At 67.0% G+C, this 17,293-nt stretch carries 17 protein-coding genes; 11 read left to right on the top strand and 6 right to left on the bottom strand.

The genetic code is table 11. From position 1 onward, the window contains the following. Positions 1-419 precede the first annotated feature (419 nt). From U5771_RS18115 to U5771_RS18090, 6 genes are all read left to right on the top strand, one after another. Complete coding sequence (locus tag U5771_RS18115) at positions 420-1,634, top strand: cation:proton antiporter (protein WP_322025239.1); 1,215 nt, start codon at positions 420-422, stop codon at positions 1,632-1,634. Between the two features lie 14 nt (positions 1,635-1,648). Beyond that, the gene (locus tag U5771_RS18110) at positions 1,649-2,764 is read left to right on the top strand and encodes a YbdK family carboxylate-amine ligase (protein ID WP_096506738.1); all 1,116 of its coding nucleotides are present in this window, start codon (positions 1,649-1,651) and stop codon (positions 2,762-2,764) included. Between the two features lie 505 nt (positions 2,765-3,269). After that, positions 3,270-3,908, top strand: a complete 639-nt coding sequence (locus U5771_RS18105) for a MarR family winged helix-turn-helix transcriptional regulator (protein WP_124663924.1) — start codon at positions 3,270-3,272, stop codon at positions 3,906-3,908. Between the two features lie 28 nt (positions 3,909-3,936). Next, the gene (locus U5771_RS18100) at positions 3,937-4,647 is read left to right on the top strand and encodes a glutamine amidotransferase (RefSeq protein ID WP_322025288.1); all 711 of its coding nucleotides are present in this window, start codon (positions 3,937-3,939) and stop codon (positions 4,645-4,647) included. 203 nt (positions 4,648-4,850) lie between these two features. Beyond that, positions 4,851-5,963, top strand: coding sequence for an NADH:flavin oxidoreductase/NADH oxidase (locus U5771_RS18095; RefSeq protein WP_322025238.1), 1,113 nt, complete (start codon positions 4,851-4,853; stop codon positions 5,961-5,963). A gap of 179 nt (positions 5,964-6,142) precedes the next feature. Continuing rightward, positions 6,143-6,670: an SET domain-containing protein gene (locus tag U5771_RS18090; protein ID WP_322025237.1), complete on the top strand. Its 528-nt coding sequence runs from the start codon at positions 6,143-6,145 to the stop codon at positions 6,668-6,670. Between the two features lie 100 nt (positions 6,671-6,770). On the opposite strand, the gene U5771_RS18085 is transcribed toward U5771_RS18090, so the two are convergent. Together U5771_RS18085 and U5771_RS18080 are read right to left on the bottom strand one after the other, a co-directional pair. Then, the gene (locus U5771_RS18085) at positions 6,771-8,255 is read right to left on the bottom strand and encodes a sensor histidine kinase (protein ID WP_322025236.1); all 1,485 of its coding nucleotides are present in this window, start codon (positions 8,253-8,255) and stop codon (positions 6,771-6,773) included. A gap of 116 nt (positions 8,256-8,371) precedes the next feature. Continuing rightward, on the bottom strand, positions 8,372-9,064 hold the full coding sequence (locus U5771_RS18080) for a response regulator transcription factor (protein WP_006401494.1): 693 nt from the start codon (positions 9,062-9,064) through the stop codon (positions 8,372-8,374). 122 nt (positions 9,065-9,186) lie between these two features. On the opposite strand from U5771_RS18080, the gene U5771_RS18075 reads away from it, so the two are divergent. Continuing rightward, entirely contained in the window at positions 9,187-9,417 is a 231-nt protein-coding gene (locus U5771_RS18075; RefSeq protein ID WP_006401493.1) for a DUF3717 domain-containing protein, read from the top strand. 92 nt (positions 9,418-9,509) lie between these two features. On the opposite strand, the gene U5771_RS18070 is transcribed toward U5771_RS18075, so the two are convergent. After that, on the bottom strand, positions 9,510-9,818 hold the full coding sequence (locus U5771_RS18070) for a 4a-hydroxytetrahydrobiopterin dehydratase (protein ID WP_044845221.1): 309 nt from the start codon (positions 9,816-9,818) through the stop codon (positions 9,510-9,512). Positions 9,819-9,974: 156 nt separating this feature from the next. After that, a complete protein-coding gene (phhA, locus tag U5771_RS18065; RefSeq protein WP_322025235.1) occupies positions 9,975-10,901 on the bottom strand; it encodes a phenylalanine 4-monooxygenase in 927 nt (308 codons plus the stop codon). Positions 10,902-11,007: 106 nt separating this feature from the next. Between phhA and U5771_RS18060 the strand changes: the two genes are divergently transcribed. Beyond that, on the top strand, positions 11,008-11,493 hold the full coding sequence (locus U5771_RS18060; RefSeq protein WP_006408082.1) for an Lrp/AsnC family transcriptional regulator: 486 nt from the start codon (positions 11,008-11,010) through the stop codon (positions 11,491-11,493). Between the two features lie 54 nt (positions 11,494-11,547). Here the strand turns inward: U5771_RS18060 and U5771_RS18055 are convergent, their stop codons facing one another. Next, positions 11,548-12,081 (bottom strand): class IV adenylate cyclase, encoded by a 534-nt coding sequence (locus tag U5771_RS18055; protein ID WP_322025234.1) that lies wholly within the window; start codon positions 12,079-12,081, stop codon positions 11,548-11,550. 229 nt (positions 12,082-12,310) lie between these two features. Beyond that, positions 12,311-13,210 (bottom strand): LysR family transcriptional regulator, encoded by a 900-nt coding sequence (locus tag U5771_RS18050; RefSeq protein WP_322025233.1) that lies wholly within the window; start codon positions 13,208-13,210, stop codon positions 12,311-12,313. A 310-nt stretch (positions 13,211-13,520) separates the two neighbouring features. Between U5771_RS18050 and U5771_RS18045 the strand changes: the two genes are divergently transcribed. The 3 genes from U5771_RS18045 to U5771_RS18035 all read left to right on the top strand — a co-directional run bounded on the left by U5771_RS18045 (position 13,521) and on the right by U5771_RS18035 (position 17,226). Beyond that, positions 13,521-15,206 carry a GMC family oxidoreductase gene (locus tag U5771_RS18045; protein ID WP_322025232.1) on the top strand — a complete coding sequence of 562 codons (1,686 nt, stop codon included), beginning with the start codon at positions 13,521-13,523 and terminating at the stop codon, positions 15,204-15,206. Between the two features lie 488 nt (positions 15,207-15,694). Continuing rightward, positions 15,695-16,474, top strand: coding sequence for an ABC transporter ATP-binding protein (locus tag U5771_RS18040; RefSeq protein WP_322025231.1), 780 nt, complete (start codon positions 15,695-15,697; stop codon positions 16,472-16,474). Then, entirely contained in the window at positions 16,471-17,226 is a 756-nt protein-coding gene (locus U5771_RS18035) for an ABC transporter ATP-binding protein (RefSeq protein ID WP_322025230.1), read from the top strand. Before U5771_RS18040 ends, U5771_RS18035 begins: the two co-directional genes overlap by 4 nt. Positions 17,227-17,293 lie beyond the last annotated feature (67 nt).

Raw genomic sequence — 17,293 nt, 5'->3', positions numbered from 1 at the left:
TGTGCGCGCCTTGTTAACTTCTACTACATATATATACAAGTAAACCATTGAAACCAAAGACCGAGGGTGCCTCACAGCGCCGCGAGTCGATTCAATCGGTTCCGGAGCGAAAAAGCTGTGGCACAATCGGTTTCCTTCGCGTTCGTTCGGCCAAGCGCCGGACATGCTTCAATGGAACGGTCGGCTCGATTTCGAATCTGAATCTTCGAGACTGCGCAGTCCGTTCACACACCAGGCCGACAATCCAGATCGGCAGCCTGAACGACAGTTCCGCCGGATGGCGGAAGAGGCGGATCCCATGTCCCGCCGTCGTCGACCACAACAATCACATTCGGGGCAGTACCCGGCCGGCGCGCATCTCACTTCCGACGCTTGACCCTGCGCCGCTGGCGATTGCTTCCAAAGGAGAAGTCACCACGATGAAGTCGGCGTTCTCATTCCTGCCCAACTGGCCGCTCGCGCCGGATGCCGTGTTCTGGGCCGGGCTCGCGTTGTTCGCGGCCGGGCTGTGTGGCGAGCTGTGCTATCGCGCATGGCGGCTGCCGCGCATTACCGGCTATGCGGTGATCGGTCTCGTCGCCGGTTCGTTCGGATTCGGCGTGATCGACGCGAGCACCGACGAAACCTCGCGGCTGCTGATCGACGTCGCGCTCGGCCTGCTGCTGTTCGAGCTCGGCAGCCGTCTCGACCTGAAATGGATTCGCCGCAATCCGTGGCTCATTGCATCGAGCCTCGCCGAGGCGACGCTGACCTTCGTGCTCGTGCTGTTCGTGATGCTCGCGCTCGGCGTGTCGGGCATGGTCGCGCTCGTGCTGTCGGCGATCGCGATCGCGACGTCGCCGTCGATGGTGATCCAGCTCAAGACCGAACTGCGCGCGGAAGGGCAGGTGTCGCAGCGCCTCATCACGCTGACCGCGCTGAACAGCGTGTACGCGATCGTGCTGACCAAGCTCGTCACGAGCTGGCTTCACCAGGAAGCCTACGGGAACGTTTTCGCGACGATCCTGCAACCCGTCTACCTGATCGTCGGTTCGTTCATCGTCGCGTACCTGGTCGCGCGGGCGTGCAACTACCTGTTCCGTCACATGACCGCGACGATGCGCGACGAGCATTCGTTCGTCGCGCTGTTCGGGCTCGTGATGCTCGCGATCGCGGTCGCGCAGGCGCTGAAGCTGTCGACGCTGCTCACGCTGCTGCTCGCCGGCATCATCGTGAAGAACCTCGAGGCGCGGCCGCAGCTGTGGCCCGAGCATTTCGGCACGGCCGGCTGGCTGCTGACGGTGATCCTGTTCGTGCTGACGCTCACGTCGTTCACGTGGGGCGACATCGCGCTCGGCGGCCTGCTCGCGATCGCGCTGATCGTCACGCGGCTCGCCGCCAAGCTTGCGGGCGTCGTCGCGTTCGCGAAGCCGAGCGGGCTCGGGATGAAGCAGGGCGTCGCGCTCGGCATCGCGCTGACACCGATGTCCGCGCTGTCGTACCTGCTCGTCGACGACACCTACCAGCTCTATCCGAATTTCGACCCGCACCTGCGCGCGATCGTGATGTGCACGATCGTGATCCTGCAGCTCGTCAGCCCGTTCGTCGTCTACCGCTGCCTGTCGGCGGTCAGCGAACGCAGCGACAGAAACTGATTCCGGAACCTGCCATGGCACTCGAAACCTTCGTCAATTCCGAACCGTTCACGTTCGGCGTCGAACTGGAGATCCAGGTCGTCAACACGCACAACTACGACCTGACCAAGGCGGCATCCGACCTGATGCGCCTGATCCAGGGCGAGACCTTCCCCGGCAACATCACGCCGGAAATCACCGAGAGCATGATCGAGCTGTCGACCGGCATCTGCCATTCGCACGAGCAGGCGGTTTCCGAGCTGCACGCGATCCGCGACGTGCTCGTGAAGGCGGCCGACCAGCTCAACGTCGGGCTGGGCGGCGGCGGGACGCACGCGTTCCAGCAGTGGAGCGACCGGCAGATCTACGATGCGCCGCGCTTCCAGTACATCTCCGAGCTGTACGGCTATCTCGCGAAGCAGTTCACCGTGTTCGGCCAGCACGTGCACATCGGCTGTCCCGATCCGGACAGCGCGCTGTTCCTGCTGCACTCGATGTCGCGCTTCATTCCGCACTTCATCGCGCTGTCCGCGTCGTCGCCGTTCGTGCAGAACGTCGACACCGGCTTCCATTCGGCGCGCCTGAATTCGGTGTTCGCGTTCCCGCTGTCGGGCCGCGCACCGTTCGTGCTGACCTGGGACAGCTTCGAGGAGTACTTCACGAAGATGGTCAACACGGGTGTCGTCAACTCGATGAAGGACTTTTACTGGGACATCCGGCCGAAGCCCGGCTACGGGACGATCGAGGTGCGCGTGATGGACACGCCGCTGTCGGTCGACCGCGCGGCCGCGATCGCGTGCTACATCCAGACGCTCGCGCGCTACCTGCTGACCGACCGGCCGCTGAAGCTGTCGGAGGACGACTATCTCGTCTACACATTCAACCGTTTCGAGGCGTGCCGCTTCGGGCTCGAGGGCACTTGCGTCAATCCTCAGACAGGTGAGCGCCGCACGATCGCGGAAGACATTCTCGATACGCTCGACCGGATCGCGCCGCATGCGGCCGCGCTTGGCTCGCGCGCCGCGCTTGACGAGATCGGCGCGCTCGCGAAGGCGCGCGTGAACGACGCATCGTGGTTGAGAACCGTTTTCAAACAGGAAAAATCGCTGAACGAGACGGTCCGCCAGCAGTGCCTGCGCTGGCGTGAATGAAAAAATGTTTTGCAGATTACGGGCTCGACCGCGCGGCGATTCGCTGAATGCCGGTCGGCACCGATTCGTGCGGACGACGTCGCCAGTCGTCCTGAAAATCTGTGGATAACCTGATATTCCGCTTCAAAGTCAACGCTCTGCGGCATGGATAACCCGGTGGATCGGTGCCATCGGCACGATGGCCGATTCGAACAGGAAAATGTTTGCGCGTTGCGCCGTGGGGTCGGCAGAGATTGCCGGCACAACGAAAAAAATCGGTTATTCAACGATTTTCCACAGATTGAAGGGGATAACTTAGCTGTGCGATTTTCCGCTCTCGCTTAGAATGTCGGCTTTGCGGACACCGGAACGACGTGTGTCTCACCGGTCGCCGCGAACGCGACCGCCGCGTGTGCCTCGCGACGGCCGTGTCGACGCTCTGCAACGAGCGTCTGTTTTGAGATAGACATTCGATCTCCACACTACGGCTGCTCGGCAATCCGGGCGGCGGCAAAGCGAAAAGACTATGAGCGAAGGCGTTTACGGGAATCAGGCTTCGGGACGTGTGACCCACAGCTTGCTGCGGTTGAGTACGGCCATGCGAAGCCAGGCATGGGATTGGGCGGAAGGCGCGGGCCTTACGCCGACGCAGGGCGAGATCCTCGTGCTGCTGCTGCAACGCAAGGGCCCGATGCGGCTCGGCGAGATCGCGCGCGAGACGCAGCTCACGGCTGCGACCACCAGCGATGCGGTCAGCACGCTCGAGACGAAGGGGCTCGTCGAGAAGCGTCGCGCACTGGACGACGGCCGTGCGCTCGCCGTGCGCCTGTCGGCCCGCGGCCGTACCGCGGCGAAGAAGGCGCTGCAATGGCCGGAATTCCTGACGAAAGCGGTCGGCAAGCTCGGCGCGGACGAGCAGGGCGCACTGTACCGCGCGCTGCTGAAGACGCTGCGCGAACTGCAGGTGGCCGGTGCGACGCCGCCGCAGCGCATGTGCCTGACGTGCGCGCATTTCCAGCCGGGCAAGCAGTCGAAGAAGACCGTGCATTACTGCGCGGCGCTCGACCTGTCGATGGCCGACAGCGATCTGCGTCTCGACTGTTCGGTGCAGGAAGAAGCCGACGCGGCGACGCAAAAGAAGACCTGGAAGGTGTTCGCCGGCTGACGTCCGTCGATCGACCGGGAGGCCGATGATGAACGCTGAAGTGGTGGCGATCCGCCACGTGCATTTCGAGGATCTCGGCAGCCTCGAGCAGGTGCTCGGGGAGCGCGGGCGGCGAGTGCGCTACGTCGACGTCGGCGCGTCGCGCGTCGAGGTGCTCGACGCGCTCAAGCCGTCGCTGCTCGTGATGCTCGGCGGGCCGCTCAGCGTGTACGACGACGCGCAGTATCCGTCGATCGCGCCGCTCGCGGCGCTCGTGCGCCAGCGCATCGACGCCGGACTGCCGATCCTCGGTATCTGCCTGGGGGCGCAGTTCATTGCCCGCGCACTCGGTGCGCGCGTCTATCCGGCGGTCCAAAAGGAACTCGGCTGGGCGCCGCTGACGCTCACCGACGCGGGCCGCGCGTCGCCGCTGCGCCATCTCGACGGTGCGGCGACTTCGATGCTGCACTGGCACGGCGATACGTTCGACCTGCCGGGCGGCGCGATCCATCTCGCCTCGACACCGGCATGCCGCCACCAGGCGTTCGCGTGGGGGCAGCACGTGCTGGCGCTGCAATGCCATCCCGAAATCCGCGCCGACCGCTTCGAACCCTGGCTGATCGGCAACGCCGGCGAAATCGCGTCGACGCCCGGCATCGACGCGCGCCAGTTGCGCGCCGACACCGTGCAGCACGGTCCCACGCTGGAGACGGCCGCGCGACGCATGTTCGCGGAGTGGCTCGACAGCGTCGGGATCTGAGCCCGAGCGAGCGGCACCGCGCGTGACCGGCCCCCAGGCATGGGCGGCCGGCGCACCGCTGCACGCCGCGTGCGCGCGGCATCGCTGCCGGCTGCGCGCCGGCGCTACCTGACCATCCGCTTACTGCCGAACCGGCCGCCAGCAGGCTTCGAGCCTGCATGCTACGCTCGTCCGCTCTTCCCCTTTCCTGGCGAGCGGCATCCATGACTGCGCTGTTTTCCCCGTTCACGCTGCGCGGCGTGACCCTTCCGAACCGGATCGTGATCTCCCCGATGTGCCAGTACTCGGCCGAGCGCGGCGAGGCGACCGACTGGCACATGATCCACCTCGGCCATCTCGCGCTGTCCGGCGCGGGCCTGCTCTGCATCGAGGCGACCGCGGTCGAACCCGAAGGACGCATCACGGCCGGCGACCTCGGCTTGTGGGACGACGTGACCGAAGCAGCGCTCGAGCCCGTGCTGGCGTCGATCCGCAGGCATTCGCCGGTCCGCGTCGCGATGCAGTTGTCGCACGCGGGGCGCAAGGCGTCGAGCGAGGTGCCGTGGAAGGGCGGCCAGCTCGTGTCCGTCGCCGATGGCGGCTGGCTGCCGCATGCGCCGTCGGCGCTGCCGCACAAGGACGGCGAGACGCCGCCGCTCGCGCTCGACGCGGCCGGCCTGAACCGGATCCGCGAGGCGTTCGCGGCCACCGCGAAACGTGCCGCGCGCCTCGGCATCGATGCGCTCGAAGTGCACGCGGCGCACGGCTACCTGCTGCACCAGTTCCTGTCGCCGCTCGCGAACCAGCGCACCGACGAATATGGCGGCTCGCGCGAAAACCGGATGCGCTTTCCGCTCGAGATCTTCGAGATCGTGCGCGCGGCGTTTCCGGAGGACCGGCCGGTCGGCGTGCGCGTGTCGGCGACCGACTGGGTCGAGGGTGGCTGGGAACTCGACGACACGATCGCGTTCGCCCACGAACTGAAGCAGCGCGGCTGCGACTGGATCGACGTGTCGTCCGGCGGCGTGTCGCCGCTGCAGCAGATTCCGCTGTCGCCCGGTTACCAGGTGCCGTTCGCGCAGGCCGTGAAGCGCGCGATCGGGATGCCGACGATCGCGGTCGGCCTCATCAACGATCCCGCGCATGCGAACCGGCTGATCGAGGCGGGCGACGCCGATTTCGTCGCGATGGCGCGCGCGATGCTGTACGACCCGCGCTGGCCGTGGCATGCGGCTGCCGAGCTTGGCGCGCAGGTGTCGGCGCCGCCGCAGTACTGGCGTTCGCAACCGCGCGAGCACAAGGCGTTGTTCGGCGACATCTCGTTCGGCCAGCGCTGAGCGTCATGCGTGCAATATTGCGCGCGATGTTGAGCGAAGCAATCTTGAACGTGTAGGATGCGGGTGATTCGCCGCATGCCCCGACGCGGCACCGACCGGTGCCGCGTTTTCGTTTTGCGCGACGCAGGGCCGCGATCGCGGCCGTCTTCCATTCAAGTCGTCTTCAAAGGATTCGTTCGATGAGTTCACGCAGGATCGCGGTGCGCCGCTCGGGAGTACACGGCAAGGGCGTGTTCGCGGTGGAGCCGATCAAGGCCGGCGAACGCGTAGTGGAATACAAGGGCGAGCGAATTTCGTGGAAGGAAGCGCTGCGCCGCCATCCGCACGACCCGAACGAGCCGAACCATACGTTCTACTTCGCACTGGAAGAGGGCGGCGTGATCGACGGCAAGATCGACGGCAACAGCGCGCGCTGGATCAACCATTCGTGCGCGCCGAACTGCGAGGCCGAGGAGATCAAGGGCCGCGTGTTCATCCACGCGCTGCGCGACATCGGGCCGGAAGAAGAGCTGTTCTACGACTATGGCCTCGTGATCGACGAGAAGCTGACGAAGAAGCTCAAGCGCGAATACGCGTGCCATTGCGGCGCGGCCGCCTGTCGCGGCACGCTGCTCGCCACGCCGGACGACGACGGCAAGAAGAAAAAGAAGAGCAAGAAGGACGACAAGTCCGAGTCCGGCTCGAAGGACAGGAAAAAGAAGAAGTGACCGGCGCGGCCGCGCATCGTGCGCGGCTGCTGCACCAGCGGATGGCCGCCGCGCGGCCGTTCAGCCCTCCTTTCCGCCTGATACTCGGCCCGCGCGCGACTCAGTGCGTCGGCGCGGCGGCCGGCGTCTCGCTCGCCGGCTTCGCGGTGCGCTTGGCGAGCGGCACCCGCACCACGAAGCGCGAACCGCCTTCCGATGCATCCTCGTACGACACCGTGCCGCCGTGCATCGCGATGATGTCGTGCACGATCGCGAGCCCGAGCCCGGCGCCCGTCTCGACGCCGTTGCCGCTTTGCGCATCGCCGCGGAAGAAGCGCTTGAACAGGTCGGCCTGCTGATTGGCCGGCACGCCCGGGCCGTTGTCCTCGACGACGATCTCGGCGGCCGGCTGGCCGTCCTCGAGCGCGCCGCGCGCGACGTTCACCGTGATCCGCGCCCCGTCCGGCCGGGCGAGCGGCACGTATTTCAACGCATTGTCGAGCAGGTTCGCGATCACCTCGCGCAGCAGCACGGGGTTGCCGCGCACGTTCAGCGTTTCGTCCTCGCCGGGTTCGTCGCTGCGCTGGAAGCCGAGGTCGACATGCGACGCGAGCGCGCGCGGCACCCATTCGGCGCCCGTCTCGAACGCCATCGCGGCCAGGTCGACGTCGACGAAACGCGCGGCCTGTTCGCCGGGCTCCGCACGCGCGAGCGACAGCAGCTGGTTCGACAGCCGCACCGCGCGGTCGGCGGCCGCGCGCAGTTCGCGCACCGCGGCGTAGGTCTGCTGCGGGTCGCGCGCGACGGCGGCCTGTTCGGCATGCAGCTTCACGGCCGTGAGCGGCGTGCGCAACTGGTGCGCGGCGTCGGCGATGAACTTGCGCTGCGCGTCGAGCGCGGTCTTCAGGCGGCCGAGCAGCGCGTTCATCGCGCTCGTCAGCGGCCGGATCTCGAGCGGCACGTCGGTTTCGTCGACCGGCTCCAGCGACGTGTGGGTCTGCCGGTTCAGCGAATCGGCGAGATGGGTCAGCGGGCCGAGTTGCTGGTTCACGACGCGCCACACGATGCCCCAGCCCGCGAGCAGCAGCAGCAGCAGCGGCATCATGATCGCGACGAGGAATTCGGCCGCGATCCGGTAGCGGTGCCGCACCGGCTGCGCGACCTCGACCACCATCGGCCGGCCGCCCTCGACTTCGTCGACGCGCACCTGCGCGACCCGCACCGCGCGGTTGTCGTACTCGGCCTCGAACACGTACGCGTGATGCATGCGGCGCACGTTGATGCCCCGCAGCGGCAGCTTCGGATCGCCGGCGAGTTCCTGCTCGCCGTCGCTGATCCGGTAGATCAGCGCCTCGGCCGGATCGGAGAACATCGCCTGCGCGAGCGGCGGCACCGTGAACGGCGCGTCGGGGCCGGCGATCTGGATCTGTTTGGAGATGGCGGTCGCGAGATCGGCGAGCGAGCGGTCGATCACGTGTTGCGTGTATTGCCACGCGAGCCAGTAGGCAATCAGGCCGCTCATCAGCGCGAGCATCGACAGCGGCGCGGCGAGGCGCCGGAGCAGCGAGCGGCGCAGGCTGGTGGTGACAGCCGGATCAGAAGACATTTCGACGGGCAAATGGATAAGCGCCGCTCACGGGGAGCGGCGCGGATGTGCGTCGGACGGCGACGCGGGCAGGGCGGCTCGCCGGCGGCACGCGGCCGGCCGGCATGCGGCGCCGCTCAGACGCTCGCGGTCTGGCGGATTTCCTGCAGCAGGTAGCCGAAGCCGCGCACCGTGACGATTTCGACACGGCACTGCTCGAGTTTCTTGCGCACCCGGTGCACGTAGACTTCGATCGCGGTGTCGCCGAGATCGCCGCCGAAGTGCGTGAGGTGATCCTGCAGCTGGGCCTTGCTGACGACGCGGCCGTGACGCAGCAGCAGCATTTCCAGCACCGCGAATTCGCGCGGCGACAGTTCGAGCGGCTTGTCGTCGTTGAAGATGCGGCGATCGACGCCCGACAGGCGGACGCCGCCGAGCGACACTTCCGGACGCGGCATGTCGCTGTGCGGGCCGCTGCGGCGCATCACCGCGCGGATGCGCGCTTCGAGCTCGGCCGGCTCGAACGGCTTGAGCATGTAGTCGTCGGCGCCGGAGTTCAGGCCCTGGATCCGGTCGTTCAGTTCGTCGCGCGCGGTCAGCACGATGACCGGCGTGTGGCGGTTGGTCTGGCGGAAGCGCGTGAGCAGCGTCATCCCGTCGATGCCCGGCAGGCCGAGGTCGAGGATCACGAGTTCGTGGCGGTTCTGTGCCAACGCCTGTTCGGCAAAGATGCCGTCATGCACCATGTCGACGGTGAAGCCAGCCTGCTCGAGGCTGCTCTGGATACCGCGTGCGATGGGGCGGTCGTCTTCGATCAGAAGGAGTCGCATGAAGTTCGCTCAAGTACAATGGGTTGGCGGTTCAGGCACGCGGACAGCACGACGCCATTTCCACAGGGGCGCCGCATCGCCTGACATCAAGCATGGCGGCCAGCGAACGATTAAATCCAATCATGTCCGATATTTCGATCCACGACCTCGAAGCCGCGATCAATTTCTGGCGCGCCCGCTCGCCGTCGAGCGGCGACGAACTCAAACTCTGCGAAGAGGCCAGCGCGCTCTCCAAGCCGTATGCGCTGCTGATTGTACAGCGCGAAAGCGCGCTGCAACTGGAAGGTTTGGACCCCAAGGCGCGGAAAGCGTACGAGACTTACGTGCGCCTTAAGGATGGCTTGGAAAGCTGAAGGCTTTCGCTGAGTACATCCTAGGAAACGTTCATCGAAATGAAAAGTTGACGCGCCGCGCGTCGAAAGATGCGCGGCGGTAGAGGAAGGTCTCAGGCGGCCGGCTGGGTGTGCGCGCACACCTGGTCGATGAACGTCGCGAGCGCGATGTCGCGCTCGGTCAGGCCGTCCGCGTCGTGGGTCGACAGCGTCACGTCGACGCGGTTGTACACGTTGAACCATTCCGGATGGTGGTTCATTTCCTGCGCCTTGATCGCGACGCGCGTCATGAAGCCGAAGGCCTCGTTGAAATCGGCGAAGCGCAGGCTGCGCTGGATCGCGTCGCGGCCCGGCACGGCCGTCCAGTGCGGCAGGCCTTCGAGCCGGGTCTTGCGTTCTTCTGATGTGAGCTTGTGGATCATGTTGCACCTCGTTCGGTAGCGGCGCCCGCACGCGGGCAAGGGCCACGCGGCAAAGCCGGTACCGGTCATTGTTTCATAGTTGTGCGACGGGCACCCGGGGTCCGGCATCGTGAGGCGGGCACCGGCGCGCGAATCGTGCCGGCGCGGCCCGCAGCATTACGCGTCCGCGTCGTCGGGCCAGCCTTCACCCGTGCCGCGATGCAGCACGAGATCGCCATCGACTACCGCGCCGGCCGGGAATTCGGGCAGCGCGGCCAGCCGGTCGGCCAGCGCACGGCCGTCGACGTCGGCGAGCGCGAACAGCTGCGCGAAATCGTCGATCACGAAGTAGGTTTTCTGGAACGTGTCGATCCGGTACCGCGTGCGCATCACGCGCTCGAGGTCGAAGCCGAGCCGGTTCGGCGCCGCGCTTTCGAGGCTGTAGAGGCTCTCGCCCTTGCTCGACACGATCCCGGCGCCGTAGATCGACAGCCCGTTCGTGCCGTTCGGGTCGCGGATCAGGCCGAACTCCACCGTATACCAGTAGAGCCGCGCCAGCCGCGCGAGCGCCGCTTCGTCGTCCGCGACCGCGAGCGCGGTGCGGCCGTAGGCCTGCATGTAGTCGGCGAACACCGGCTCGATCAGGAGCGGCACGTGGCCGAACAGGTCGTGGAAGCAGTCGGGTTCCTGCAGGTAATCGAGCTGGTCCGGACGGCGCATCCACCAGGTGACCGGAAACCGCCGGTTCGCGAGGTGCTCGAAGAACACGCGATCGGGCACGAGGCCCGGCACCGCGACGATCTCCCAGCCGGTGGCCGGCTTCAGCTGGCGGTTCACGTCGGCGAACGACGGCACGCGGTCGGCCGGCAGGTCGATCTTCCCGAGCCCGGCCACGAACGCGTCGCATGCGCGACCGCGCAACAGCGCCGACTGGCGCGCATAGAGCTGCTGCCACACCGCGTGGTCGACCTGGCCGTAGCGTTCGAGCGGCTGGTCGATGGTGAAATCGGCGCGGGTTTCGAGGCCCGCGTCGAACTGCTCCTGCAGTTTCGCGGTGACGACGGTGGACATGATGAGGCTCTGCACGCTGTGGTTGGGAACCATGCAAGTGTAGAGCGGGTGATGTGCGGAATGGGCGCAAAGATGGCGTGAATTCGCTCAATGATGCGATAATTGCGCATCAAAACAGGAATCAATGCGGAGAATGCTCATGCTGGAACTCGATCACTTCGATCTCGCGCTGCTCGACGTGCTGCAGCGCTTCGGTCGCGCGACGCACCAGCAGCTCGGCGAGGAGGTGCCGCTGTCGCCGTCGCAGATCGGCCGGCGGCTGCAGCGGCTCGAGGCGGCCGGCGTGATCGAAGGCTACCGCGTGATGCTGCGCCCCGAAAAGCTCGGGCTCGGCGTCACGGCGTTCACCAGCCTGAAGCTCAAGCACCACGGCGATTCGATCATCGAGCAGTTCCAGCAGCAGATCGACGTGCTGCCCGAGGTGCTCGAATGTCATGCGGTGGTCGGCGATGCCGACTATCTGCTGCGGATCGTCGCGCCGGATCTCAACGCGCTGTCGCAGTTCGTGATGAAGAAGCTGATGCGCGTGCCGGGCGTCGACAGCGTGCGCTCGAACATCGTGCTGACGACCTTCAAGCGCAACGGCGCGCTGCCGCTCGCGCACCTGGCGCCCGGCGCCGCGTGAGGCGGCGGCCGGGCCGGCGGCGGGTCGCAAGGCGCCGCCGCGGACAGGGCCGGGTCAGGCCGGTTCGGATTGCGCGTCGGCGTTCAGCAGGTCGACGTACGCGACCGCGACGAGATCCTCCTGCGCCACGCCGAGCTTCGCGAACACGTCATGCGCCTCGGCTTCGCCGCCGGCTTCGTCGTCGTCGGGGCCGAGCACCACTTCCAGTTCGATGAAGTCGCCGAGGCCGTCGACGCGGTCGAGGTGGATCCGCGTGCGGCCGACGAGGTACACGTGCCGTTCCTTCGTCACGATTCCGCGCGTGGTCAGCGCGGTCGCGAGCAGGGCGTGCATCGCGTCCGGGTTCGTCACCGGGCTGCGCGTGTAGTACGACGCCTTCGGGCCGTCGCGGTCGTCGCGCTGGTAGAAGATCAGTTCGGCCGGCGTGCCGTCCTCGAAGCGGCGCAGCTTCAGCCGGCCGCGCGGCACGTCGTAGAAGAAATCCTGCTGGCGGTAGAAGAGCGGCGCTTCGGTCGCGAGCTTAGCCGCCTGTTCGCGCAGCCGGTCGAATTCGCGGGCGCGGGCTTTGATCTCGATGTTGCGGGCCATGCGGGTCTCCTTCAATCAGGGGTCTCGCGGTGTGCGAACGCACAATCTAGCAAAAAGCCTGCGATGGCGGCGTGACGAGCAAGCGGGACGCGGCGGCACGTCGCGGATCGGGCGATTCGAGCCGGTCCGCGAGGCCACGCGTCACGCGGGGCGCGAGTTGGAAATCCGCACGGTGCGCAGGATGCGTCCGGCGCCGATGCCCGACCGTCGACATCGACATCAGCCGCACTCATATCGCCCATTGGGCCTCGATCAGCCGCAGCGCGGCTGCGATCGCCGGTTCGGCGCGCCGCTCGGCGAGCGTCACGAACGTCAGCTCGGTCGGCACCGTCACGCGTTCGACGATCGTCAGCGCATGGGCGTGCGCTTCGGCCAGCGCGGTCGAGTCGCGCGCGAGCGTCAACCCGATCCCCGATTTCACGAGGTCGAGCATCGACTGCTCCTGATCGACCTCGGCGACCTTCGCCGGCTGCGCGCCGGCCGCCGCGAACAGCCGCGACAGCAGCCGGTGATGGGCGGACGCCGGCGGCGTCCAGATCCACGGCAGCGCGGCGAGCGCGCGCCAGTCGTGCGCGCGCTGCACGCGCTCCTTCCAGCCGGCCGGCGCGAGCACGCGGTACTGGAAACGCGTGAGCGTGACCGTGTGGAACGGCGTGTCGTCGCGCGGATCGTCCTCGCCGGGCCGGCCGATGTAGTAGCCGACGTCGAGCGCCTGCGCGCGCACCTGTTCGAGCACCCAGCCGGACATCCCGTGTCGCAGCGCGGTCTCGATCTGCGGATGGGTCTCGACCAGCGCGCGCAGGAAGCCGCCGAGCCGCAGGAAGCCGGGATCGAGGATCGTGCCGATCCGCAGCCGGCCGCGCACCTCGTGCCGCAGCGCAGCAGCGGCGCGCTGCACGTCGGCGGCCGCGGCCAGCGCGCGCTCCGCGTGGGGCAGCAGCGTCTGGCCGTCGCGCGTGAGCGCGAGCCCGCGCGACGTGCGCGTGAACAGCGTGACGCCGAGCGTTTCCTGCAGATGCTTGATCTGCAGGCTGACGGCCGGCTGCGTCAGGTGCAGCTGCACGGCGGCGCGCGTCAGGTTGCCTTCGCGGGCGACCGTCGCGAACGCACGGAGCAGGGTGAGATCCATCGTCGTGATATGAGCGCAGCTTATAACGCAGTTCAGCATAACTCATTGGATCGGCGGCCGGCGGGCGGAGTACGCTTCATCGATCGCGTCGCTCGCGACGCACTATGCTGAAAACGATGCGCGGGATCGCGCCGCGCGGGGCATAACAACAAGCTTTGCATGGGGCTCGAGTAAGCGCTAAAGCGCCAACTCGGGTCGACCGCGAAGCATGGGACCCGAGTAAGCGCTGAAGCGCCAACTTGGGTCGACCGCGAAGCATGGGACCCAAGTAAGCGCTGAAGCGCTAACTTGGGTCGACAGGAGACACGTCGTGACGACTCAACGCACGCTCGAGGGCGAATTCGATTACGTGATCGTCGGCGCGGGCACCGCGGGCTGCGTGCTCGCGAACCGCCTGACCGAGGATCCCGACATCCGCGTGCTGCTGCTCGAAGCCGGCGGCAAGGACGACTATCACTGGATCCACATCCCGGTCGGCTATCTGTATTGCATCGGCAATCCGCGCACCGACTGGCTGTACAAGACGCAGCCGGAAGCGGCGCTCAACGGCCGCGCGCTGTCGTATCCGCGCGGCCGCGTGCTCGGCGGCTGCTCGTCGATCAACGGGATGATCTACATGCGCGGCCAGCGCGAGGATTACGACGGCTGGGCGCATGAAACCGGCGACGCCGGCTGGTCGTGGGACAGCGTGCTGCCGATCTTCAAGCGCAGCGAGGACCACCACGCGGGCGCGAGCGACGCGCACGGCGCGGGCGGCTACTGGCGCGTCGAGAAGCAGCGGCTGCGCTGGGAGATCCTCGAATCGTTCGCGCAGGCCGCGCAGCAGACGGGCATCCCGGCGACCGACGATTTCAACCGCGGCGACAACACCGGGGTCGGCTATTTCGAAGTGAACCAGAAACGCGGCGTGCGCTGGAATACGTCGAAGGCGTTCCTGCGGCCCGCGATGACGCGCCCGAACCTGACCGTGATCACCGGCGCGCAGGCGCAGCGCGTGATCTTCGACGGGCGGCGCGCGGTCGGCGTCGAGTATCGCGGCGGCGGCACCGACTACGTCGCGCGCGCACGCGCCGAAGTGCTGCTGACCGCCGGCGCGGTGAATTCGCCGCAGCTGCTCGAACTGTCGGGCATCGGTGCGGGCGCACGGCTGCAGGCGCTCGGCATCGACGTCGTGCAGGATCTGCCGGGCGTCGGCGAGAACCTGCAGGATCACCTGCAGTTGCGGATGGCGTTTCGCGTCGAAGGCGTGCGCACGTTGAACACGCTGTCCGCGCACTGGTGGGGCAAGCTGATGATCGGCGCCGAATATGCGCTGCTGCAGCGCGGGCCGATGTCGATGGCGCCGTCGCAGCTCGGCGCGTTCGCGAAGTCCGATGCCGACGATCCCGCGCTCACGCGTCCCGATCTCGAATACCACGTGCAGCCGCTGTCGCTCGAGCGCTTCGGCGAGCCGCTGCACAGCTTCAATGCGTTCACGGCGTCCGTCTGCCATCTGCGGCCGAGCTCGCGCGGCAGCGTGCATATCGCGAGCCCGGATGCGGTCGTGGCGCCGTCGATCGCTCCGAACTACCTGTCGACCGACCACGATCGTCATGTCGCCGCGAAGGCGCTGCGCCTCACGCGCCGGATCGCGTCCGCGCCGGCGCTCGCGCGCTACCGTCCGGAGGAGATCCTGCCGGGCACGCGGTACCAGACCGAAGCCGAACTGATCGAAGCGGCGGGCGCGGTCGGCACGACGATCTTCCATCCGGTCGGGACCTGCCGGATGGGGCGCGCGGACGACGCACGTGCCGTCGTCGACAGCCGGCTGCGCGTGCGCGGCATCGCCGGGCTGCGGATCGTCGATGCATCGGTGATGCCGTTCATCACGTCGGGCAACACGAATTCGCCGACACTGATGATCGCCGAGCGCGCGAGCGACATGATCCGCGCCGATCGACGCGCGGCGCACGACGCGACACAGGTGCGAACGGACACGGCGACGACCGCTGCGTGACACCAGGCTGACACGCACGACAGCGGGCCGTCATCCGGGTGCCCGCTGGTTCGCTATGCGAAACAAGCCGACGCGCACGGATCGCAACGGATCGACGACATGAACGTCGCTTGCGCCGCAAGCCGCGCATTTCATGCGGCTATTTTGTTGCGTGACGACATGACGCGTCGCGTAACGTGCCCGCGTTCGCGCAGGCACGCGCCATGCGATCGCGCGACCGTCGATGATGCGCGTGTCAAAAAAAACGCGTCGACAATGCGCGCTCAGCCGCGTCCGATATGGCGGCCAGCCCTATAAGTGCAAATCCCGATGATTGCACTGCACCAACGGCGCGACAATGTTGCGCAGTGTGCATACGCGTCGACGCGGGAGACCACCCTCGAGGCGTAATACGGCGCCCCGGGGGCAGCCCGCTGATCCGCGGACTCGTTCGCGGTCGCTTGCGCGAATCTTCCCGGTGCTTCGCCTGACTTCGTACGGAAGGGAACATGATTCTCGGCGACACGATTCTGGAAACACGCGGACTGACCAAGGAATTCAGGGGCTTCACCGCCGTGAACGGCGTCAACCTGCGTGTGCGCCGCGGTGCGATCCATGCGTTGATCGGACCGAACGGCGCGGGCAAGACCACCTGCTTCAACCTGCTGACCAAGTTCCTGACACCGACGGCCGGCCAGATCGTCTTCAACGGGATCGACATCACCGACGAGCGGCCCGCGCAGGTCGCGCGCCGCGGCATCATCCGTTCCTTCCAGATCTCGGCGGTATTCCCGCACCTGACGGCGCTGCAGAACGTGCGCCTCGGCCTGCAGCGCGCACTCGGCACGGAATTCCATTTCTGGCGCAGCGAGCGCACGTTGCGGCGCCTCGACGATCGCGCGATGGATCTCCTCACGCAGGTCGGTCTCACCGATTTCGCGCACGTGCCGACGGTCGAGCTCGCGTACGGCCGCAAGCGCGCGCTCGAGATCGCGACGACGCTCGCGATGGAACCTGAACTGATGCTGCTCGACGAGCCCACGCAAGGGATGGGCCACGAGGATGTCGACCGCGTGACCGCGCTGATCAAGAAGGTCGCGAGCGGCCGCACGATCCTGATGGTCGAGCACAACATGAACGTGATCGCGGGCATCTCCGACACGATCACCGTCCTGCAGCGCGGCGAGGTGCTGGCCGAAGGCTCGTATGCGGAAGTATCGAAGAATCCGCTGGTGATCGAGGCCTACATGGGCAGCGCCGATGCGGCGCTCGCGGGGGCGCACGCATGAAGCACAGCGAACGGGAGGAACGCGAATTGAGCGGCGTCGAAAGCGGCACGCCCGCGCTGGAGATCACGGGCCTCGAGGCCTGGTACGGGGAATCCCACATATTGCACGGTGTCGACCTGAGCGTTCAGCGCGGCGAGGTCGTCACGCTGCTCGGCCGCAACGGGGCGGGCCGGACCACGACGCTGCGCGCGATCATGGGCCTCACCGGCCGCCGCAGCGGCTCGATCAAGGTCGCGGGCAACGAGACGATCGGCCTCGCGACGCACCGCATCGCGCATTTCGGCGTCGGCTATTGCCCGGAGGAGCGCGGGATCTTCTCGAGCCTGTCGTGCGAGGAGAACCTGATGCTGCCGCCGCCGATCGGCCCGAGCGAGCACGCGATGTCGCTCGACGAGATCTACGCGATGTTCCCGAACCTCGCGTCGCGCCGGCAGAGCCAGGGCACGCGGCTGTCCGGCGGCGAGCAGCAGATGCTCGCGGTGGCGCGGATCCTGCGCACCGGCGCGAACCTGTTGCTGCTCGATGAAATTTCCGAAGGCCTCGCGCCGGTGATCGTGCAGGCGCTCGCGCGGATGATCGTCGCGCTGAAGGCGCGCGGCTACACCGTCGTGATGGTCGAGCAGAACTTCCGCTTCGCCGCGCCGCTCGCCGATCGCTTCTACGTGATGGAACATGGCCGCATCGTCGAGCATTTCCGCTCATCCGAACTGGAAGGCAAGATGCCGATCCTTCACGACCTGCTCGGGGTGTGACGCCGCCCCGTTTCCCTTGCCGCTAGCCGTGGCGGCCCTCGAACAACCACAACGCATCAGAACAACA

The organism is Burkholderia sp. BCC1977 (assembly GCF_905339595.1).
In the GTDB taxonomy this organism is placed as follows: domain Bacteria; phylum Pseudomonadota; class Gammaproteobacteria; order Burkholderiales; family Burkholderiaceae; genus Burkholderia.
The sequence above is the reverse complement of the archived record's forward strand: the minus strand, read 5'-3'. Positions and strand labels throughout refer to the sequence as shown.

Coding starts and splice junctions, on each gene's coding strand:
- U5771_RS18115 (WP_322025239.1), top strand. CDS start 420: ATGAAGTCGGCGTTCTCATTCCTGCCCAACTGGCCGCTCGCGCCGGAT.
- U5771_RS18110 (WP_096506738.1), top strand. CDS start 1,649: ATGGCACTCGAAACCTTCGTCAATTCCGAACCGTTCACGTTCGGCGTC.
- U5771_RS18105 (WP_124663924.1), top strand. CDS start 3,270: ATGAGCGAAGGCGTTTACGGGAATCAGGCTTCGGGACGTGTGACCCAC.
- U5771_RS18100 (WP_322025288.1), top strand. CDS start 3,937: ATGAACGCTGAAGTGGTGGCGATCCGCCACGTGCATTTCGAGGATCTC.
- U5771_RS18095 (WP_322025238.1), top strand. CDS start 4,851: ATGACTGCGCTGTTTTCCCCGTTCACGCTGCGCGGCGTGACCCTTCCG.
- U5771_RS18090 (WP_322025237.1), top strand. CDS start 6,143: ATGAGTTCACGCAGGATCGCGGTGCGCCGCTCGGGAGTACACGGCAAG.
- U5771_RS18085 (WP_322025236.1), bottom strand. CDS start 8,255: ATGTCTTCTGATCCGGCTGTCACCACCAGCCTGCGCCGCTCGCTGCTC.
- U5771_RS18080 (WP_006401494.1), bottom strand. CDS start 9,064: ATGCGACTCCTTCTGATCGAAGACGACCGCCCCATCGCACGCGGTATC.
- U5771_RS18075 (WP_006401493.1), top strand. CDS start 9,187: ATGTCCGATATTTCGATCCACGACCTCGAAGCCGCGATCAATTTCTGG.
- U5771_RS18070 (WP_044845221.1), bottom strand. CDS start 9,818: ATGATCCACAAGCTCACATCAGAAGAACGCAAGACCCGGCTCGAAGGC.
- phhA (WP_322025235.1), bottom strand. CDS start 10,901: ATGGTTCCCAACCACAGCGTGCAGAGCCTCATCATGTCCACCGTCGTC.
- U5771_RS18060 (WP_006408082.1), top strand. CDS start 11,008: ATGCTGGAACTCGATCACTTCGATCTCGCGCTGCTCGACGTGCTGCAG.
- U5771_RS18055 (WP_322025234.1), bottom strand. CDS start 12,081: ATGGCCCGCAACATCGAGATCAAAGCCCGCGCCCGCGAATTCGACCGG.
- U5771_RS18050 (WP_322025233.1), bottom strand. CDS start 13,210: ATGGATCTCACCCTGCTCCGTGCGTTCGCGACGGTCGCCCGCGAAGGC.
- U5771_RS18040 (WP_322025231.1), top strand. CDS start 15,695: ATGATTCTCGGCGACACGATTCTGGAAACACGCGGACTGACCAAGGAA.
- U5771_RS18035 (WP_322025230.1), top strand. CDS start 16,471: ATGAAGCACAGCGAACGGGAGGAACGCGAATTGAGCGGCGTCGAAAGC.